Source organism: Isoptericola halotolerans, from assembly GCF_013149785.1.
Lineage (GTDB): Bacteria > Actinomycetota > Actinomycetes > Actinomycetales > Cellulomonadaceae > Isoptericola > Isoptericola halotolerans.
This window is the reverse complement of the sequence record NZ_JABEZU010000005.1, coordinates 316,228-331,166: the sequence shown is the minus strand read 5'-3', so window position 1 is coordinate 331,166 and position 14,939 is coordinate 316,228. Positions and strand designations below refer to the sequence as shown.

The window sequence follows — 14,939 nt, the reverse complement described above, 5'->3', positions numbered from 1 at the left end:
CGGCACCGTGAGGATGTCCGCGCCTCGCTTCGTCGGCGAGCCTCCCTCCTGCGGCCCCATCACTCCCGGTACTACGATCGGCAGGATGCGATCCGGCGGCATCGACCTCTCGACCGACCCCCGCAAGACCGGCGTCGCGACGATCGAGTGGTACACCCACGGCGCCCGTCTGGCGAGCGCCTCGCTCGGTGCGGACGACGACTCCCTCGTGGAGCTGATCGATCACGCGGACAGGACCGGCATCGACTGCCCGCTGGGCTGGCCGACGGCGTTCGTCGACTACGTCGTCGCGCACCGCGACGGCGGCCTCGACCTCGACGTGCCGCCCACCCGCGCCCCCCTCCTGCTGCGGGCGACCGACCGGCACGTCGTCCGGAAGGCAGGTGTCAGGCCGCTCAGCGTCTCCGCCGAGCGGATCGGGTCCACCGCCATGCGGTGCGCGGCCCTGCTGTCCCGACTCGTCGAGGCCGGGACCGCCGTCGACCGGACCGGAGGATCAGGAGCCGTCGTCGAGACCTACCCGGCCGCGGCACTGAAGATCTGGCAGCTGCCGTTCCGGAGCTACAAGGGCAGGACCACGGAGGCTCAAGCCGTCCGCGCCAAGCTCGTCGAGGGTCTCGCCACGGCGCTCCCCTGGCTCGATCTCGGCGGCCACGAGAACGTCTGCCGCGAGCACGACGACGTCCTCGACGCCGTCGTCTGCGCGCTCGTGGCGGGCCTCGTGCTGCTCGACCGCTGCGACCCCGTGCCACCCGACGCCGTCCAGGAGGCTCGTACCGAGGGGTGGATCGCGCTGCCGCCGGTCATCCGTCCGGACGGTCCCGCTGTCATCCCTTCGGTCCGTCCTCGTCAGGGTTCACCCTGAAAGCTCCCTGGTCCACGCCCGAAGGCCTATCCGCGGCGGGTCCCCGTCGCTAGCGTGAGGCGCGTGCCAGTCATCTCCACGGAACGACTCACCAAGAGGTACCCCCGGGTCACCGCGCTCGACGCGCTGACCATCGACATCGGCGACGGCGTGACGGGACTGGTCGGTGCCAACGGCGCGGGCAAGTCGACCCTGCTCAAGATCCTGCTGGGACTGACCGAGGCGACGTCGGGTACCGCGACCGTCCTGGGGCACGACATCGTGTCCGACGGGCTCGCCCTGCGCAGCCGGGTCGGGTACATGCCCGAGCACGACTGCCTGCCGGGCGACATGTCGGCGACCGAGCTGGTCGTCCACCTGGCGCGCATGTCCGGGCTGCCGACGTCGGCGGCCCGCGAGCGCGCCGCCGACACCCTGCGCCACGTCGGGCTCTACGAGGAGCGCTACCGGCCGATCGGCGGCTACTCCACCGGCATGAAGCAGCGGGTCAAGCTCGCACAGGCGCTGGTGCACGACCCTGACGTGGTCTTCCTCGACGAGCCGACCAACGGCCTCGACCCGGCCGGACGCGACGAGATGCTGTCGCTGGTGCGGCGCATCCACACCGACTTCGGCATCTCCGTGCTCGTCACGTCCCACCTGCTGGGCGAGCTGGAGCGCATCTGCGACGGCGTGGTGATCATCGACGGCGGCACCCTCCTGCGCTCGTCGACGGTGGCCGACTTCACGCGGTCCAGCGACCGGCTCGCCCTGGAGGTCCTCGCCGACCCTGACGACGCCCTCGTGGCGCTGGCGGACGCCGGGCTCGAGGTGGTCCGGGACGGCCTGCTGCTGCTGGTCGCCCTCGAGGACGACGAGACGTACGACAAGGTCCGAGACGTCGTCGCGGACCAGGAGCTCGGGCTGGTGCGCCTCGCACCGCGCCGCCACCACATCGCCGAGGTGTTCGACGAGGAGGCCACCCGTGTCATCTCCTGACAGCGCGCCCGCAGGCGTCATCCACAACATCGGCTACCGGGGCTACGACGGCGAACGTCTCTCGCGACGCGCGATCACCCTGGCCCTCTACACCCACGGCCTGCGGGGTGCGTTCGGGCTGGGCCGCGCCGCACGGTCCAAGGTGATCCCGATGGGCATGGCCGTGGTCATGCTGCTGCCCGCCGTCGTGCTCGCCGTCGTCGCCGTCGTCGGCGAGCAGATGGGCCAGCTCTCCGGTCCGGTGGTCCCCTACACCCGTTACGCGATGATCCTGCAGGCGGCGCTGGCGATCTTCGTCGCGGTCGCGGCCCCGCAGTCCGTCTCCCTCGACCTGCGGTTCCACTCGCTGCCGCTGTACCTCGCGCGGCCGCTCGCGCGGGCCGACTACGTGCGCGCCAAGCTCACCGCCCTGACCACCGCCGTCTTCCTCCTGCTCGCCGCTCCCCTGCTGGTGATGTACCTCGGTTCGCTCGCGGCCGGGTTCGACGCCGCGAGCGAGACGGCGGACGTCGCCCAGGCGCTGCTGGGAGCGCTGCTGTACGCCGCCGTCCTGTCGAGCGTGTCGCTGGTCATCGCGTCGCTCACGTCCCGGCGAGGCTTCGGGATCGCCGCGATCGTCACCGTGCTCGTCCTGAGCTACTCGATCGTCAGCAGCATGCAGGGCGTGATCGCCTTCGACGCGGACGACCCCACCACCGCCGGGTGGGTCGGGCTCTTCTCACCCATGACGCTGGTCGACGGGGTCCAGGTCTGGGCCTTCGGTGTCACCACGTCGACGCCGGCGGGGCCGCCGAACGACCTCGCCGGCGCGGCGTTCCTGCTGACCTCGCTGGCCGTCGTGGCCCTCGGCTACGTGGTCCTGAACCGTCGCTACCGGAAGGTGAAGGTCTGATGGCCACCCTGCGGATCGAAGAGTGCTCCCGCTGGTTCGGCAACGTCGTGGCGGTCAACGACGTCTCGATGTCGATCGGCCCCGGCATCACCGGGCTCCTGGGGCCCAACGGCGCCGGGAAGTCGACCCTGATCAACATGCTCGCCGGGTTCCTACCTCCGTCCGCCGGGACCGTGACGCTCGACGGGACGGCCACCTGGAAGAACCCGGAGGCCTACCGGGTCCTCGGCATCGTCACGGAGCGCGAGGCCACGTACGACTACCTCACCGGGCGCCAGCTCGTCGTCGCGAGCGCCGAGCTGCACGGTCTCGACGACCCGGGGGCGGCAGCGCGACGCGCGCTGGAGACCGTCGCGATGCAGGACGCCCAGGACCGCAAGGTCGGCGAGTACTCCAAGGGCATGAAGCAGCGCGTCAAGATGGCCTCCGCCCTGGTGCACGACCCGACCGTGCTGCTCCTGGACGAGCCGTTCAACGGGATGGACCCGCGCCAGCGCCTGCACCTGATCGAGCTGCTGCGCCGCATGGGGGCCGAGGGCCGCACGGTGCTGTTCAGCTCCCACATCCTCGAGGAGGTCGAGCAGCTCGCCCACCAGATCGAGGTGGTCGTCGCCGGCCGGTACGCGGCGTCGGGCGACTACCGCGAGATCCGGCGCCTGATGACCGACCGACCCCACCAGTACACCGTCGTCTCGAGCGACGACCGGGTGCTCGCCTCGGCCCTGGTGGCCGACCCGTCCACGGCCGGCGTCAGCCTGGAGGACGGCGTGCTGCGCGTCCAGGCCCGGGAGTTCCTCCGTTTCGCCGAGCTGCTCCCCCGGGTCGCCCGCGACGCGGACGTCCGCCTGTTCGAGGTCTCGCCGGCCGACGAGTCGTTGGAGAGCGTCTTCTCCTACCTCGTCGAGAACTAGGAGCCAAGCCACCGTGAACCGCACCATCATCCGACTGACCGCCCAGGGGATGCTCGGCGGGCGACGCCTCTGGCTCCTCGGCGCCCTGGCCGCCCTCATCCTCGTGATCGCCGTCGCGACGCGTCTGCTCGCTCCCGGGTCACCCGCCGACGGCGCGACGGTCCTGCGCACGATCGTCTTCTCGACGTTCCTGCCGCTGTTCGGGCTGATCGTCGGCACCGGGGCGATCGCCCCCGAGATCGACGACGGCTCGGTCGTGCACCTGCTGGCCAAGCCGGTGTCGAGGCACACGATCGTGCAGAGCAAGCTCGTGGTGGCGGTCGGCGCCGTGGTCGCCCTGGCCGTGCTTCCCACGGTGCTCGCGGCCGTGATCCTGGGCACCGGGGCGCAGACGGTCCTGGCGTTCGGGGTCGGAGCGCTGGCTGCCGGGGCCGTCTACGCCGTGCTGTTCCTGCTCCTGACGCTCCTCACCCGGCACGCCGTCATCATCGGGCTCGTCTACGCCCTGATCTGGGAGAGCCTGGTGGGCAGCTTCGTCCCCGGTGCGCGCAACCTCAGCATCCAGCAGTGGGCGCTGTCGATCACCGACGCGATCGCCCCGGCCGGGGTGGTCGCGGCCGACGTCGGGCTGGGCCTGGCCTGCGGACTGATCGTGGCCGTGCTCGTGGTCGGGACCTGGTACGCCGGGAACCGGCTGGCCGCCCTGACCCTGGCCACGGAGGACTGAACGCTCTCAGTCCTCGCCGTAGACGACGCGCTCCATGACCGTCCGAGCCCGCCGAGACGTCCGCAGGTAGAGCTCCTCCAGCTCACCGCCGCTCTCGACGTCGCCGAGCAGGTTGGCCAGCCCCGACAGCGCCCAGGCGTCGGCGGGCAGCACGTCGCCCCGGGGGCCGCCGACCTTGCCGGACCACAGCACGAGCGCGGAGCGCAGACGCGAGGCCAGCACCCACGCCTCACGCAGCCACTCCGCGTCCAACGCGTCGAGCAGACCCGCGGACTCCGCGGCGTCGAGCGCCGCCACCGTCTCGGTCACCCGCAGGCCGGGGACCTCGTGCGCGTGCTGGAGCTGCAGGAGCTGGGCGGCCCACTCGACGTCCGAGACCCCGCCGCGACCGAGCTTCAGGTGCCGGGTCGGGTCGGCGCCGCGCGGCAGCCGCTCGGCCTCGACACGGGCCTTGATGCGTCGCACCTCGCGCAGCGCGGGATCCGGCAGCCCACCGGAGGGGTAGCGGTACCGGTCGACCAGGTCCGTGAAGCGTCCGGCCAGCTCGGCGTCCCCCCCGAGGGCTCCGGCGAGCGGCCGCGCCCGCAGCAGGGCTTGCTGCTCCCACACGTCGATCCACCGCGCGTAGTACTCCACGTAGGAGTCGAAGGTGCGCACGAGCGCCCCCTGACGTCCCTCGGGCCGCAGGTCCGCGTCGACGGGCAGGTTCGGTTCGGTGCCGACGGCGGAGAGCATCTTCTGCAGGGTGCGCGCCGTGCGCACGGCGAAGTCCTTCGCCAGCGCGGCGTCGGCGCCGGGCACCGGGTCGTGCACGAACATCACGTCGGCGTCCGAGCCGTAGCCCATCTCCCGACCGCCGATGCGCCCCATGGCCACCACGAGCATCCGGGTCGGGTTCGCAGCAGCGTCGGTCCCGAGACCCAGCTCCGACCGCGCGGCGTACTCCGCGACCCGCAGCCCACCGAGCAGGACCATGTCGGCGGCGTCGGAGATCGCGGCCTGCGCCTGGACCGGGTCGAGCACACCGAGCACCTCGCCGGCGCCGGTGCGTGCCAGCTCCCGGCGCCGCAGGGCACGCAGCTTCGTCGCCGCCGGCCCGGGGTCGTCGACCCGGGCGAGCACGGCGTCGGCCTCGGCGGCGAGGCGCTGGGGGCCGCGGGGCTCCAGTCGCGAGGTGTCCGCGAGCCACTGCACCGACTCCGGTGACCGCGCCAGGGCGTCCGCGAGGTAGCGGGAGGACGCCAGCAGGTGGGCGAGGTGATAGGCGGCGTTGCCGGAGTCCCGCAGGAGGCGCAGATACCAGGGCGTGGCACCCAGCGACTCGGAGAGCTTGCGGAAGGCGAGGAGCCCTGCGTCGGGGTCCGCTCCCTCGGCGAACCAACCCAGCATCACCGGCAGGAGCTGACGCTGCAGCGCCGCCCGTCGCGAGGTCCCCTCGGTGAGGGCCACGACATGACGCATCGCCCCGTCGGGATCGCGATAGCCGACGGCGGAGAAGCGTGCCCTGGCGGCGTCCGGCGCGAGCGACAGCTCGTCGTCGGACAGCTGTGCCCAGGCGGGCAGCAACGGCCGGTAGAAGACGGCCTCGTGCAACGCTCTGACCTCGCGGCGGGTGTCCCGCCAGAGACGCATCAGGTCGTCGGCACCCTGTCCTCGCAGACCCAGGGACCGGGCCAGACGACGCAGGTCCTCCTCCGAGGTGGGCAGCAGGTGCGTGCGGCGCAGCCGGAAGAGCTGGACCCGGTGCTCGAGCGAACGCAGGAAGCGGTAGCACTCCCCCATCCGCGCGGCGTGCTCGCGACCCACGAACCCCGCGTGGGCGAGGGCGTCCAGCGCCGCGAGAGTGTTGGCGGCGTGGATGGACTCCGCGGTGCGTCCGTGCACGAGCTGGAGCAGCTGGACGGTGAACTCGACGTCGCGCAGGCCGCCCTTGCCGAGCTTGATCTGGCGGTCCGCCTCGGCGACAGGGACGTGCTCCTCCACGCGCCGACGCATCGCCTGGGCGTCCTCGACGAAGTGGTCGCGGTTCACGGCCGCCCACACGAAGGGGTCGACGGCCTCCCGGTAGGCGGCCCCGAGCTCCGCGTCACCGGCGACGTGCCTCGCCTTGAGCAGCGCCTGGAACTCCCACGTCTGGGCCCAGCGCTCGTAGTAGGCGACGTGGCTCTCGAGCGACCGGACGAGCGGACCCTGCTTGCCCTCGGGTCGCAGCGCGGCGTCGACCTCCCACAGCGCCGGCTCGGCCGAGGTGCCGCCGCACACCTTCTGCAAGCGGGCGGCGAGCTGCGCACCGACGCGCATGGCGGCCGACTCCTCCATCACCGCGGTGCCGTCCGCCGTGCGGGCGGGTTCGCAGACGTAGACGACGTCGACGTCGGAGATGTAGTTGAGCTCGCGGCCGCCGGTCTTGCCCATGCCGATCACCGCGAGGCGCACGCCGGCGCCGTGGTCCGGCTGGTGGCACCGCGCGACGGCGAGGGCCGCCTCCAGCGCGGCGGAGGCGAGGTCGGCCAGCGCGGCGGCGACGGCGGGCAGCAGCACGAGCGGGTCGGTGGCGGTCAGGTCCGTGGCGGCGATCCGTAGCAGGCGCGCGCGGTAGGCCCGCCGCAGCGCGTCGGTGGAGGTGCGGGCGGCGACGTCGGCCCACGCCGGGGTCTCGTCCGTGCCCGGGGCGGGGTCTGCTGCGGCCACGGGGTCGTCAGCCGCCGGGTCGGCTCCGACGGCCCGCAGCAGCTCGGCACGGACGGCAGCCGGGTCGGTGCCGATGTCCGACTCCTCCCCTGCGAGGGAGTCGAGGAGACCGGGTCGCCGCACGATCTCGTCGCCCAGGGCGGATGACGCCCCCAGCACGGCCAGCAGCCGCGTGCGGGTGGCGGCCTCGGGACCGCCCGGCCCGGCGGACAGCAGGTGGTCGACGCGGTCGCCGGCGCCGGGAGCGCCCGCGAGGCGGACGAGCTGGAGCAGGGCGAGGTCGGGGTCGGCCGTGGCGCCGAGGGTCTGCAGCAACGACTCCCCGCCGTCCGGCGGCAGGCGCCGCTGAAGGTCGTCGTCGGCCCACAGCGAGGCCGATCGCGTGAGGTCGGCGAAACCTGCCCGAAGGAGCCTTCGGGTCAGGGTCTCGCGTCTGCCGGTGCCGGACGTCGTCGAGCTCACGTCCCGACCCTAGCCGCCCCGGGCCTCACCACGGATCAGAGGAACTGCAGCGAGGTCCGCAGCTCGTACGGCGTGACCTGTGCGCGGTAGGCGTCCCACTCGTTGCGCTTGTTGCGCAGCACGTAGTCGAAGACGTGCTCGCCGAGCGTCTCGGCCACGAGCTCGGAGGACTCCATGAGCTCGATGGCCTCGTCGAGCGAGTCCGGCAGCGGGGCGATACCGAGCGCGCGGCGCTCGGAACCGGTCAGCTCCCAGACGTCGTCCTCGGTGGCCTCCGGGAGCTCGTAGCCCTCCTCGATGCCCTTGAGACCGGCCGCCAGCAGCACGGCGAACGCCAGGTAGGGGTTGGCGGCGGAGTCCAGCGCCCGGTACTCGACCCGCGAGGAGTTGCCCTTGCCCGGCTTGTACATCGGCACGCGCACGAGCGCGGACCGGTTGTTGTGCCCCCAGCAGATGTAGCTGGGCGCCTCGGCGCCGCCCCAGAGCCGCTTGTACGAGTTCACGTGCTGGTTCGTCACCGCGGTGATCTCGCCGGCGTGCACGAGGAGCCCGGCGATGAACTGACGCCCGGTCTTGGACAGCTCGAACTGCGCGCCCGGCTCGTGGAAGGCGTTGTGGTCCTCCTCGAAGAGCGACATGTGCGTGTGCATGCCCGAGCCCGGCTGGTCGGCCAGCGGCTTGGGCATGAACGACGCGAACACTCCCTGCTCGAGCGCCACCTCCTTGACCACCGTGCGGAAGGTCATGAGGTTGTCGGCGGTCGTCAGCGCATCGGCGTAGCGCAGGTCGATCTCGTTCTGCCCCGGACCGGCCTCGTGGTGGGAGAACTCCACCGAGATGCCCATCGACTCGAGCATGGTGATGGCGGCACGGCGGAAGTCGTGCGTGCTGCCACGGGCCAGGTGGTCGAAGTAGCCGCCGTCGTCCACCGGCTGGAGCGGCTGGTCGCTGGAGGACATCTGGTTGAAGAGGTAGAACTCCACCTCGGGATGCGTGTAGAAGGTGAAGCCCTTGTCGCTGGCCTTGGCGAGCTGCCGCTTGAGGACGTTGCGCGAGTCGGCGAGAGACGGCTCGCCCTCCGGCGTCAGGATGTCGCAGAACATCCGTCCCGTGCCGTGGCGCTCGCCACGCCAGGGCAGCACCTGGAAGGTGGTCGGGTCGGGCTTGGCGATCATGTCCGCCTCGTAGACCCGCGTCAGCCCCTCGATCGAGCTGCCGTCGAACCCGATGCCCTCGACGAAGGCCTGCTCGAGCTCGGCAGGTGCGACCGCGACCGACTTGAGCACCCCCAGCACGTCGGTGAACCAGAGACGGATGAAGCGGATGTCGCGCTCCTCGACCGTGCGGAGAACGAACTCCTGCTGCCTGTCCATGACCCCATCCTGCCCGATACCTGTTAACCGTGGGTGACGCACCGCTCCGGCGCCGTCGACCGGACGCGAGACGAGGTCCCACCCGGCTGTCGCCTACGCTATCGACCATGGCAACCACGAGCCAGGACCCTTCCCCCCAGAGCCCTTCCGGAGCCGGTGTGAGGTCGGTCACCCCTGACGGTGACGCGGCCGCCGGCATCGCCGGTGGCGCGCGGCGCGTACGGGTCCACCACCTGCGGCAGGCCAAGGAGCGGGGCGAGCGGATCACGATGCTCACCGCCTACGACGCGCCCACCGCGGCCCTGTTCGACGCCGCAGGCATCGACACGCTCCTGGTGGGCGACTCGATCGGCAACACGATGCTGGGGCACGCCACCACGCTGCCGGTCACGCTGGACGACATGGTCCGCGCGGGACGCGCGGTCGCCTCGGCGACGCGGCGCGCCTTCGTCGTCGTCGACCTGCCCTTCGGCACCTACGAGTCCGGGCCGGAACAGGCTCTCGCCTCGGCCGTCCGGGTGATGAAGGAGACCGGCGCGTCCGCGGTCAAGCTCGAGGGCGGACGGCGGACGGCGGCTCAGATCCGCGCGATCACCGACGCCGGTATCCCGGTGGTCGGTCACCTCGGTTACACGCCGCAGGCGGAGAACTCCCTGGGCGGTCCCCGGGTGCAGGGCCGCGGGGACGACGGCGCCGAGGAGCTGAGCCAGGACGCCCTGGCCGTCCAGGAGGCCGGGGCGGTGGCCGTCGTGCTGGAGATGGTCCCGGTGGAGGTCGCGGAGAGGATCACCGAGTTCCTGCAGATCCCCACGATCGGGATCGGCGCCGGCACGCACGTCGACGGCCAGGTGCTGGTGTGGACCGACATGGCCGGGATGACGGACTGGTCACCACGGTTCGCCCGTCGCTACGCAGAGCTGGGGCGTGCGCTGCAGCAGGCGGCAGCGGACTTCGCCGACGAGGTGCGCTCGGGCGCCTTCCCCGCGGCGGAGCACTCGTTCGGGCAGTGACGGTCGCCCCTCACCCCTGGTCGCGCCAGTCGGCGTCTTCCTCCTCCCAGTCCTCGTTGCGGCTCGACGCGGTGTCGAGGGCGCGCGCGGCCTCCTCCCGGGTGGGGTAGGGCCCCATGCGGTGTTTCCAGGACGACTTGCGGTCCGACTCCTCGACCTCGCCGGTCCTGGTGTTGTACCAGTACGTCACCTGACGTGGGCTGTTCTCGCTCATGACTCGATCCTGCACCAAGATGGTGCCCATGGCTGAGCAACGAGAGCACCGGGTGGCGTTCGGCATCGACGTCGGCGGGTCCGGGATCAAGGGCGCCCCGGTCGACCTGTCGACCGGGGAGTTCACCGCCGAGCGGCAACGGATCCGCACGCCCGAGAAGTCGACACCGGAGGCCGTGGGAGAGATCCTCGGTGAGCTCGTCGACGGCTTCGACCTGCCCGACGACGCCCCGGTCGGCGTCGCCTTCCCCGCCCCGCTGGACCACGGCGTCGTCCGCTTCATCGCGAACCTGCACAAGTCGTGGAAGGGCGTGGACCTGCCTGCGCTCGTGCGTGAGGCGACCGGTCACGAGGCCGTGGCGGTCAACGACGCCGACGCGGCCGGCGTCGGCGAGCAGCGGTACGGGGCGGCGCAGGGGCGCGAGGGCGTGGTGCTCGTGGCGACCCTCGGCACCGGAATCGGGTCGGCGCTGCTGGTCGACGGCGCGCTCGTGCCCAACACCGAGCTGGGACATCTGGAGATCGACGGGCACGACGCCGAGCACAAGGCCGCCGACTCGGCCCGGGACCGCGAGGACCTGAGCTGGGAGAAGTGGGCGAAGAGGCTCCAGCGCTACTTCGAGACGGTGGAGATGCTGCTCTCCCCCGACCTGATCGTCGTCGGCGGCGGGGTCAGCAAGCACCACGAGAAGTTCCTGCCGCTGCTCGACCTGCGGGCCGACATCATCCCCGCGAACCTGCGCAACCGAGCCGGCATCGTCGGTGCGGCGTCGCTGGCGGCGAGGCCGCACTGACCGGTCCGCCCGACGGTCCGGACATGGCGGTGCCGACCACGCGATCGCGTGGTCGGCACCGGTCGGTCAGCGTGCGACGAGCGAGTCGAGCTCGAGCGTGCGCAGCGTCTGACGGATGGCGGCGGGAGGATCGTGCAGCGAGACCTTGAGACCCTCGTCCTGCCCGATGCGGCAGATCTGGACGAGGAAGGCGATGCCCGCCGAGTCGATGAACGTCACGGCGGACGTGTCCACGACGATGGGCAGGTCTCGCTGGAACGCCCCGGCAAGTGCTGCCGAGGCCTGGTTGCGCAGGGCGATGTCGATCTCGCCCCACATCGTCACAACGCTCACCGACGGGTGCTCGGTCAGAGCGATCCCGCCGACCCGTACCTCACTGGTGAGAGCCACTGTCACACCTTCGTCCCTGGAGTCAACGCCCCCTGCGTGCCACGGTGCGGCACCGGCGATCAGGACACGCGACCACGTTGTCGCGATGGCGCCAACTTACACCAGGACTCCCCGGCGGAGAAGACCCGGTGAGACAGACTTGACCAAATCTTCACTTGCCGGCCCGGGATCGAGGCGCCCTGAGCACCCTCCAGGCCCGGGACTCAGAAGTCGATCCGCATGACCCGGCGCCGTGGCGTGGGCGCACTGATCGTCTCCAGGCCCGCTGCGGCGAACACCTGGGGCGTACCGACGCTCGCCTCGTCCCAGACGACCTCTCCCCCGTCCCGCGCGACGATCGGGTAGCCCTCCAGCGCCGTGGCACCCCGCGACCGCGACAGGTCGACGGCCGCCTGCGCGAGCTCGTAGGTCAGCCCCTGACCCCGGGACCCCGCGCGGACCACGAAGCAGGCCACGGCCCACACGGAGTCGTCCTCGCGGTCCTCGTCGCGGCCCGACCACACCACCGGGCTGCGGCCGTAGTACCGGCGGTACGTCGGGCGCGGCCCGACGGCGACCCACCCGACCGGCTCGTCGTCGTCGAACGCGACGATCCCGCCGGGTGCGGGACCGTCCCCGCCGACCTGGTCCGCGAGCCGCATCCTGCGCTCCTCCACGGGCATGTGCCACCAGAGGCCGTCGCCGAGCACCTGACGCTGGCACTGGCACTGGCCCGCGGCCGACCGGCCGAGCACCGTCTGGACGTCGTCGAACGGCACCTCGTCGGCCGGGCGGACGGTGAGCACTCCCATGACAGGACGGTATAGCCGCCGAGGCGGCGCCGCCGTCCCGGGCAGTGCGGCAGGATGTGCCGCGTGCAACCGACGACGGACGACACCGGCGCACGCTGGTTCTGCGTGGGTGACGGCGCCGACCGTGCGACCACCGAAGCGGCGATCAGGGGCGCGCTGGTGGCAGCGCGGAGCCGTCTGGCCAGCATCGAGGTCGACGTCCTCTCGGACGAGGCGTGGCCGACGGACGTCCGCGAGGCCGTCCGGCTGGCCGAGCGGCGCCTCACGGCGAAGCGCCGCGCCAGCACCTCCCTCGCCCTGGACCCCGGCCTCCAGGAGGACCTCGACATCGCCCTCGCGCTCGCGCCGTTCAGCATCGCGTGCACGGGACTCAGCACCCGAGGGGCGCCCATCTGGAACGCGGACGACACCGGCACCAGCACCGCCTTCGCGCTCACCCCGGCCGAGGAGCACGCGGTGAGGTCCACCATCGGGCGAGCCGGCGGAGACGCCGGAGATCTCGTGACGCTCGCGGAACACCGACTGCGCCGACGCGAGCTCAGCTACGACGTCGTCGGCGGCACGGCGCCCGGCAGCGTGAAGTGGCGGCCACCCGGCGGCTGGCGCGCACACGAACGCACGGTCCGGCTGGGCACCGGCGAGAACCTCTGGCAGTCCGCCTCGGCGGCCGTCCTCTCGTGGGAGGTCAAGACCCGCAGCGGGTTCACCGTCGATCCGCGGCTCGCACCCGGACACCCCGCACACCGCGGGGAGCGCTCCTGGCTCGTCGCACGTGTCGGTCCGCTTCGGGTGCGCGAGCCTGTCGAGGTCGTCGGGACGATCAGCACCGACCGACGGGTCGCACTCGCCTACGGCACGCTCGAGGGCCACCCCGTCGCCGGCGAGGAGGCGTTCATCGTCGAGCGCGACACCGACGGGACCGTGACCCTGACACTGCGTTCACTGACGCGCGCCGGGCAGGGCGCTTGGCGGGCGCTGTTCCCGCTGATCCTGGTCGCACAGCGCGTCTACCGGCGCCGCTACCTCCGCGCACTGCGTCGCGACGGCCAGGAGCCGAGCCCCCGGCAGACACTGCGGACGCTCTGCGGACTGGGCCACCCCCAGCGGCATCGAGCCGCGGTACAGACCGTGCGAGGCGGACGAGCCGGTCTGTACGCCGGGTTCTGTTCCCGCGCCGGGTCTCCCCGACACGGGCGACGGTCATCCATCTAGGCCCTGCGTTGCCGCAGGGCTCCAGCGGTCTACCCGGCTGCGCTTCTCGTCAGAGAATCGGGCGGGCCGCCCTCAGACACAGCCTGTCTGACCTTGCTCCAGGTGGGGTTTACCGAGCCGCGACCGTCACCGGCCGCGCTGGTGGTCTCTTACACCACCGTTTCACCCTTACCTGCTCGCCGAGGCGTGCAGGCGGTCTGCTTTCTGTGGCACTGTCCCGCGGGTCACCCCGGGTGGCTGTTAGCCACCACCTTGCCCTTCGGAGCCCGGACGTTCCTCGGCGTCGCCACCCCGAGGAGCAACGACGACGCGACCGTCCGACCGACTCGTCCGCCCCGCAAGGATACCTGCCGTCAGACGTCCACCCGGTAGGTCAGCCCCAGCTCGTCACCGGAGTGCCCGCGGATTCCCCAGTTCTCGCGGGGGCTCTCCATGATCACCACCTCCAGGTCGTCGGCGGCCAGCCCCAGCGCAGGTGCGACGTCGTCGTACATCGCCCGGACCAGGGCCTTCTTCGCGTCGATGGAACGCCCGGAGAAGCACAGGATCTCGATGACGAGGTACGCGTCGGAGCGCGGGGCGACCAGGTCGCCGTCCTCGAGCAGCACGAAGCGGTGGAACCGCTTGTCCGCGGGGAGCTGCCACGCCCCGACCACCGCGGCGTGCACGGCCTCGGACACCTCCGCGCGCCGCTCGCCCCACACCGGCCGGTTCCCGTAGATCTTCACCTGCGCCATGGGGACACCCTACGGACGCACGGTTCTCGGGCTCGCTCCCCTAGGGTGTCCGGGTGCTGATCTGCCTGCCGCCCTCCGAGGGCAAGACGCCCGCCCCCGACGACGGCGCCCCGGTCGACCTGTCGAGCCTCACCGCCCCGGGGCTCACCGCGCAGCGGGAGGCCGCCCTGGACGCCCTGGCGACCGTCAGCGCGAGGCAGGACGCCACCGACGTCCTCAAGGTGGGCGCGACGCTGGCCGACGAGGTCTCCCGCAACGCCGGCCTGCGCAGCGCGCCGGCCGCGCCCGCGGGCGACGTCTACACCGGCGTGCTCTACGCCGCGGCGGGCCTGACCGATCTGACCGGCCCGGCGGCGGACCTCGCCCGCGACACGGTCCGCATCTTCTCCGCCCTGTGGGGCGTCGTCAGGCCGACGGACCGGATCCCGGCCTACCGGTTGTCCATGGGGGTCGACCTGCCCGCCGTCGGCAAGCTCGCCACGGCCTGGCGGCCTCACCTGACGGCGGCGCTGGACGAGCGCGCCGCCGGGGACGTCGTCGTCGACTGCCGCTCGGCCGCCTACCTCGCCGCCTGGAAGCCCGCGACGACGGGGCCCCACGCCGCCGAGTGGGTCACCGTCCGCGTCGTGCGGGAGGCCGAAGGGAGGCGCACCGTCGTCTCGCACAACGCCAAGCACACCCGAGGCGTGCTCACGGGCCACCTCCTGCGCCGTGCGGGCGAGGCGCCGTCGTCGGCGGAAGGGCTCCTCGCGACCGCCCGCGAGCTCGACGGCGAGGTGATCGGCACCGAGGTCGGTACCGGCCTGAGCTACCGCATGATCGAGGCGACGCTCGGTGAGGCGCCCGCTCGCAGCGGACCGCGCGTGCTGGAGCTCGTCATCGCCTGACGGCGA

The 14,939-nt window shown here is 72.2% G+C and carries 14 protein-coding genes, 1 other RNA gene and 1 pseudogene; 9 read left to right on the top strand and 7 right to left on the bottom strand.

What is annotated here, in order from left to right; translation table 11 throughout:
- The first annotated feature begins 85 nt into the window (after positions 1-85).
- The 5 genes from HDG69_RS18440 (at position 86) to HDG69_RS18420 (ending at position 4,373) form a co-directional block, all read left to right on the top strand.
- Positions 86-865 (top strand): DUF429 domain-containing protein, encoded by a 780-nt coding sequence (locus HDG69_RS18440; protein WP_171785274.1) that lies wholly within the window; start codon positions 86-88, stop codon positions 863-865.
- A gap of 63 nt (positions 866-928) precedes the next feature.
- The gene (locus tag HDG69_RS18435) at positions 929-1,843 is read left to right on the top strand and encodes an ATP-binding cassette domain-containing protein (RefSeq protein ID WP_171785273.1); all 915 of its coding nucleotides are present in this window, start codon (positions 929-931) and stop codon (positions 1,841-1,843) included.
- Entirely contained in the window at positions 1,830-2,735 is a 906-nt protein-coding gene (locus tag HDG69_RS18430; protein WP_171785272.1) for an ABC transporter permease, read from the top strand. The genes HDG69_RS18435 and HDG69_RS18430 overlap by 14 nt, the downstream gene beginning before the upstream one ends.
- Positions 2,735-3,646 (top strand): ABC transporter ATP-binding protein, encoded by a 912-nt coding sequence (locus HDG69_RS18425; protein WP_171785271.1) that lies wholly within the window; start codon positions 2,735-2,737, stop codon positions 3,644-3,646. Before HDG69_RS18430 ends, HDG69_RS18425 begins: the two co-directional genes overlap by 1 nt.
- A 13-nt stretch (positions 3,647-3,659) precedes the next feature.
- Entirely contained in the window at positions 3,660-4,373 is a 714-nt protein-coding gene (locus tag HDG69_RS18420; RefSeq protein ID WP_343036518.1) for an ABC transporter permease, read from the top strand.
- 6 nt (positions 4,374-4,379) lie between these two features.
- On the opposite strand, the gene HDG69_RS18415 is transcribed toward HDG69_RS18420, so the two are convergent.
- A complete protein-coding gene (locus HDG69_RS18415; protein ID WP_171785270.1) occupies positions 4,380-7,526 on the bottom strand; it encodes a bifunctional [glutamine synthetase] adenylyltransferase/[glutamine synthetase]-adenylyl-L-tyrosine phosphorylase in 3,147 nt (1,048 codons plus the stop codon).
- A gap of 35 nt (positions 7,527-7,561) precedes the next feature.
- Complete coding sequence (locus HDG69_RS18410) at positions 7,562-8,899, bottom strand: glutamine synthetase family protein (RefSeq protein ID WP_171785269.1); 1,338 nt, start codon at positions 8,897-8,899, stop codon at positions 7,562-7,564.
- 107 nt (positions 8,900-9,006) lie between these two features.
- On the opposite strand from HDG69_RS18410, the gene panB reads away from it, so the two are divergent.
- Positions 9,007-9,909, top strand: a complete 903-nt coding sequence (panB, locus tag HDG69_RS18405; protein WP_171785268.1) for a 3-methyl-2-oxobutanoate hydroxymethyltransferase — start codon at positions 9,007-9,009, stop codon at positions 9,907-9,909.
- 10 nt (positions 9,910-9,919) lie between these two features.
- On the opposite strand, the gene HDG69_RS18400 is transcribed toward panB, so the two are convergent.
- Complete coding sequence (locus HDG69_RS18400) at positions 9,920-10,123, bottom strand: SPOR domain-containing protein (protein WP_171785267.1); 204 nt, start codon at positions 10,121-10,123, stop codon at positions 9,920-9,922.
- A 28-nt stretch (positions 10,124-10,151) separates the two neighbouring features.
- Between HDG69_RS18400 and ppgK the strand changes: the two genes are divergently transcribed.
- A complete protein-coding gene (ppgK, locus tag HDG69_RS18395) occupies positions 10,152-10,916 on the top strand; it encodes a polyphosphate--glucose phosphotransferase (protein WP_171785266.1) in 765 nt (254 codons plus the stop codon).
- Positions 10,917-10,982: 66 nt separating this feature from the next.
- Here the strand turns inward: ppgK and HDG69_RS18390 are convergent, their stop codons facing one another.
- A complete protein-coding gene (locus tag HDG69_RS18390) occupies positions 10,983-11,306 on the bottom strand; it encodes an STAS domain-containing protein (RefSeq protein WP_171785265.1) in 324 nt (107 codons plus the stop codon).
- 203 nt (positions 11,307-11,509) lie between these two features.
- The gene (locus HDG69_RS18385) at positions 11,510-12,097 is read right to left on the bottom strand and encodes a GNAT family N-acetyltransferase (protein WP_171785264.1); all 588 of its coding nucleotides are present in this window, start codon (positions 12,095-12,097) and stop codon (positions 11,510-11,512) included.
- A gap of 54 nt (positions 12,098-12,151) precedes the next feature.
- On the opposite strand from HDG69_RS18385, the pseudogene HDG69_RS18380 reads away from it, so the two are divergent.
- Positions 12,152-13,117, top strand: a pseudogene (locus tag HDG69_RS18380) (DUF1990 domain-containing protein); the annotation flags it as partial.
- A 116-nt stretch (positions 13,118-13,233) separates the two neighbouring features.
- Here the strand turns inward: HDG69_RS18380 and rnpB are convergent.
- Together rnpB and HDG69_RS18370 are read right to left on the bottom strand one after the other, a co-directional pair.
- Positions 13,234-13,638: RNase P RNA component class A (rnpB, locus tag HDG69_RS18375), an RNA gene on the bottom strand.
- A 24-nt stretch (positions 13,639-13,662) separates the two neighbouring features.
- Positions 13,663-14,046: a tautomerase family protein gene (locus HDG69_RS18370; RefSeq protein WP_171785263.1), complete on the bottom strand. Its 384-nt coding sequence runs from the start codon at positions 14,044-14,046 to the stop codon at positions 13,663-13,665.
- Between the two features lie 53 nt (positions 14,047-14,099).
- On the opposite strand from HDG69_RS18370, the gene HDG69_RS18365 reads away from it, so the two are divergent.
- Complete coding sequence (locus HDG69_RS18365) at positions 14,100-14,933, top strand: peroxide stress protein YaaA (RefSeq protein ID WP_171785262.1); 834 nt, start codon at positions 14,100-14,102, stop codon at positions 14,931-14,933.
- The last annotated feature ends 6 nt before the right edge of the window (positions 14,934-14,939 follow it).

Excerpts from the sequence above, each read along its gene's own strand:
- HDG69_RS18440 (WP_171785274.1), top strand. The coding sequence starts at position 86 with ATGCGATCCGGCGGCATCGACCTCTCGACCGACCCCCGCAAGACCGGC.
- HDG69_RS18400 (WP_171785267.1), bottom strand. The coding sequence starts at position 10,123 with ATGAGCGAGAACAGCCCACGTCAGGTGACGTACTGGTACAACACCAGG.
- HDG69_RS18425 (WP_171785271.1), top strand. The coding sequence starts at position 2,735 with ATGGCCACCCTGCGGATCGAAGAGTGCTCCCGCTGGTTCGGCAACGTC.
- panB (WP_171785268.1), top strand. The coding sequence starts at position 9,007 with ATGGCAACCACGAGCCAGGACCCTTCCCCCCAGAGCCCTTCCGGAGCC.
- HDG69_RS18410 (WP_171785269.1), bottom strand. The coding sequence starts at position 8,899 with ATGGACAGGCAGCAGGAGTTCGTTCTCCGCACGGTCGAGGAGCGCGAC.
- HDG69_RS18370 (WP_171785263.1), bottom strand. The coding sequence starts at position 14,046 with ATGGCGCAGGTGAAGATCTACGGGAACCGGCCGGTGTGGGGCGAGCGG.
- ppgK (WP_171785266.1), top strand. The coding sequence starts at position 10,152 with ATGGCTGAGCAACGAGAGCACCGGGTGGCGTTCGGCATCGACGTCGGC.
- HDG69_RS18385 (WP_171785264.1), bottom strand. The coding sequence starts at position 12,097 with ATGGGAGTGCTCACCGTCCGCCCGGCCGACGAGGTGCCGTTCGACGAC.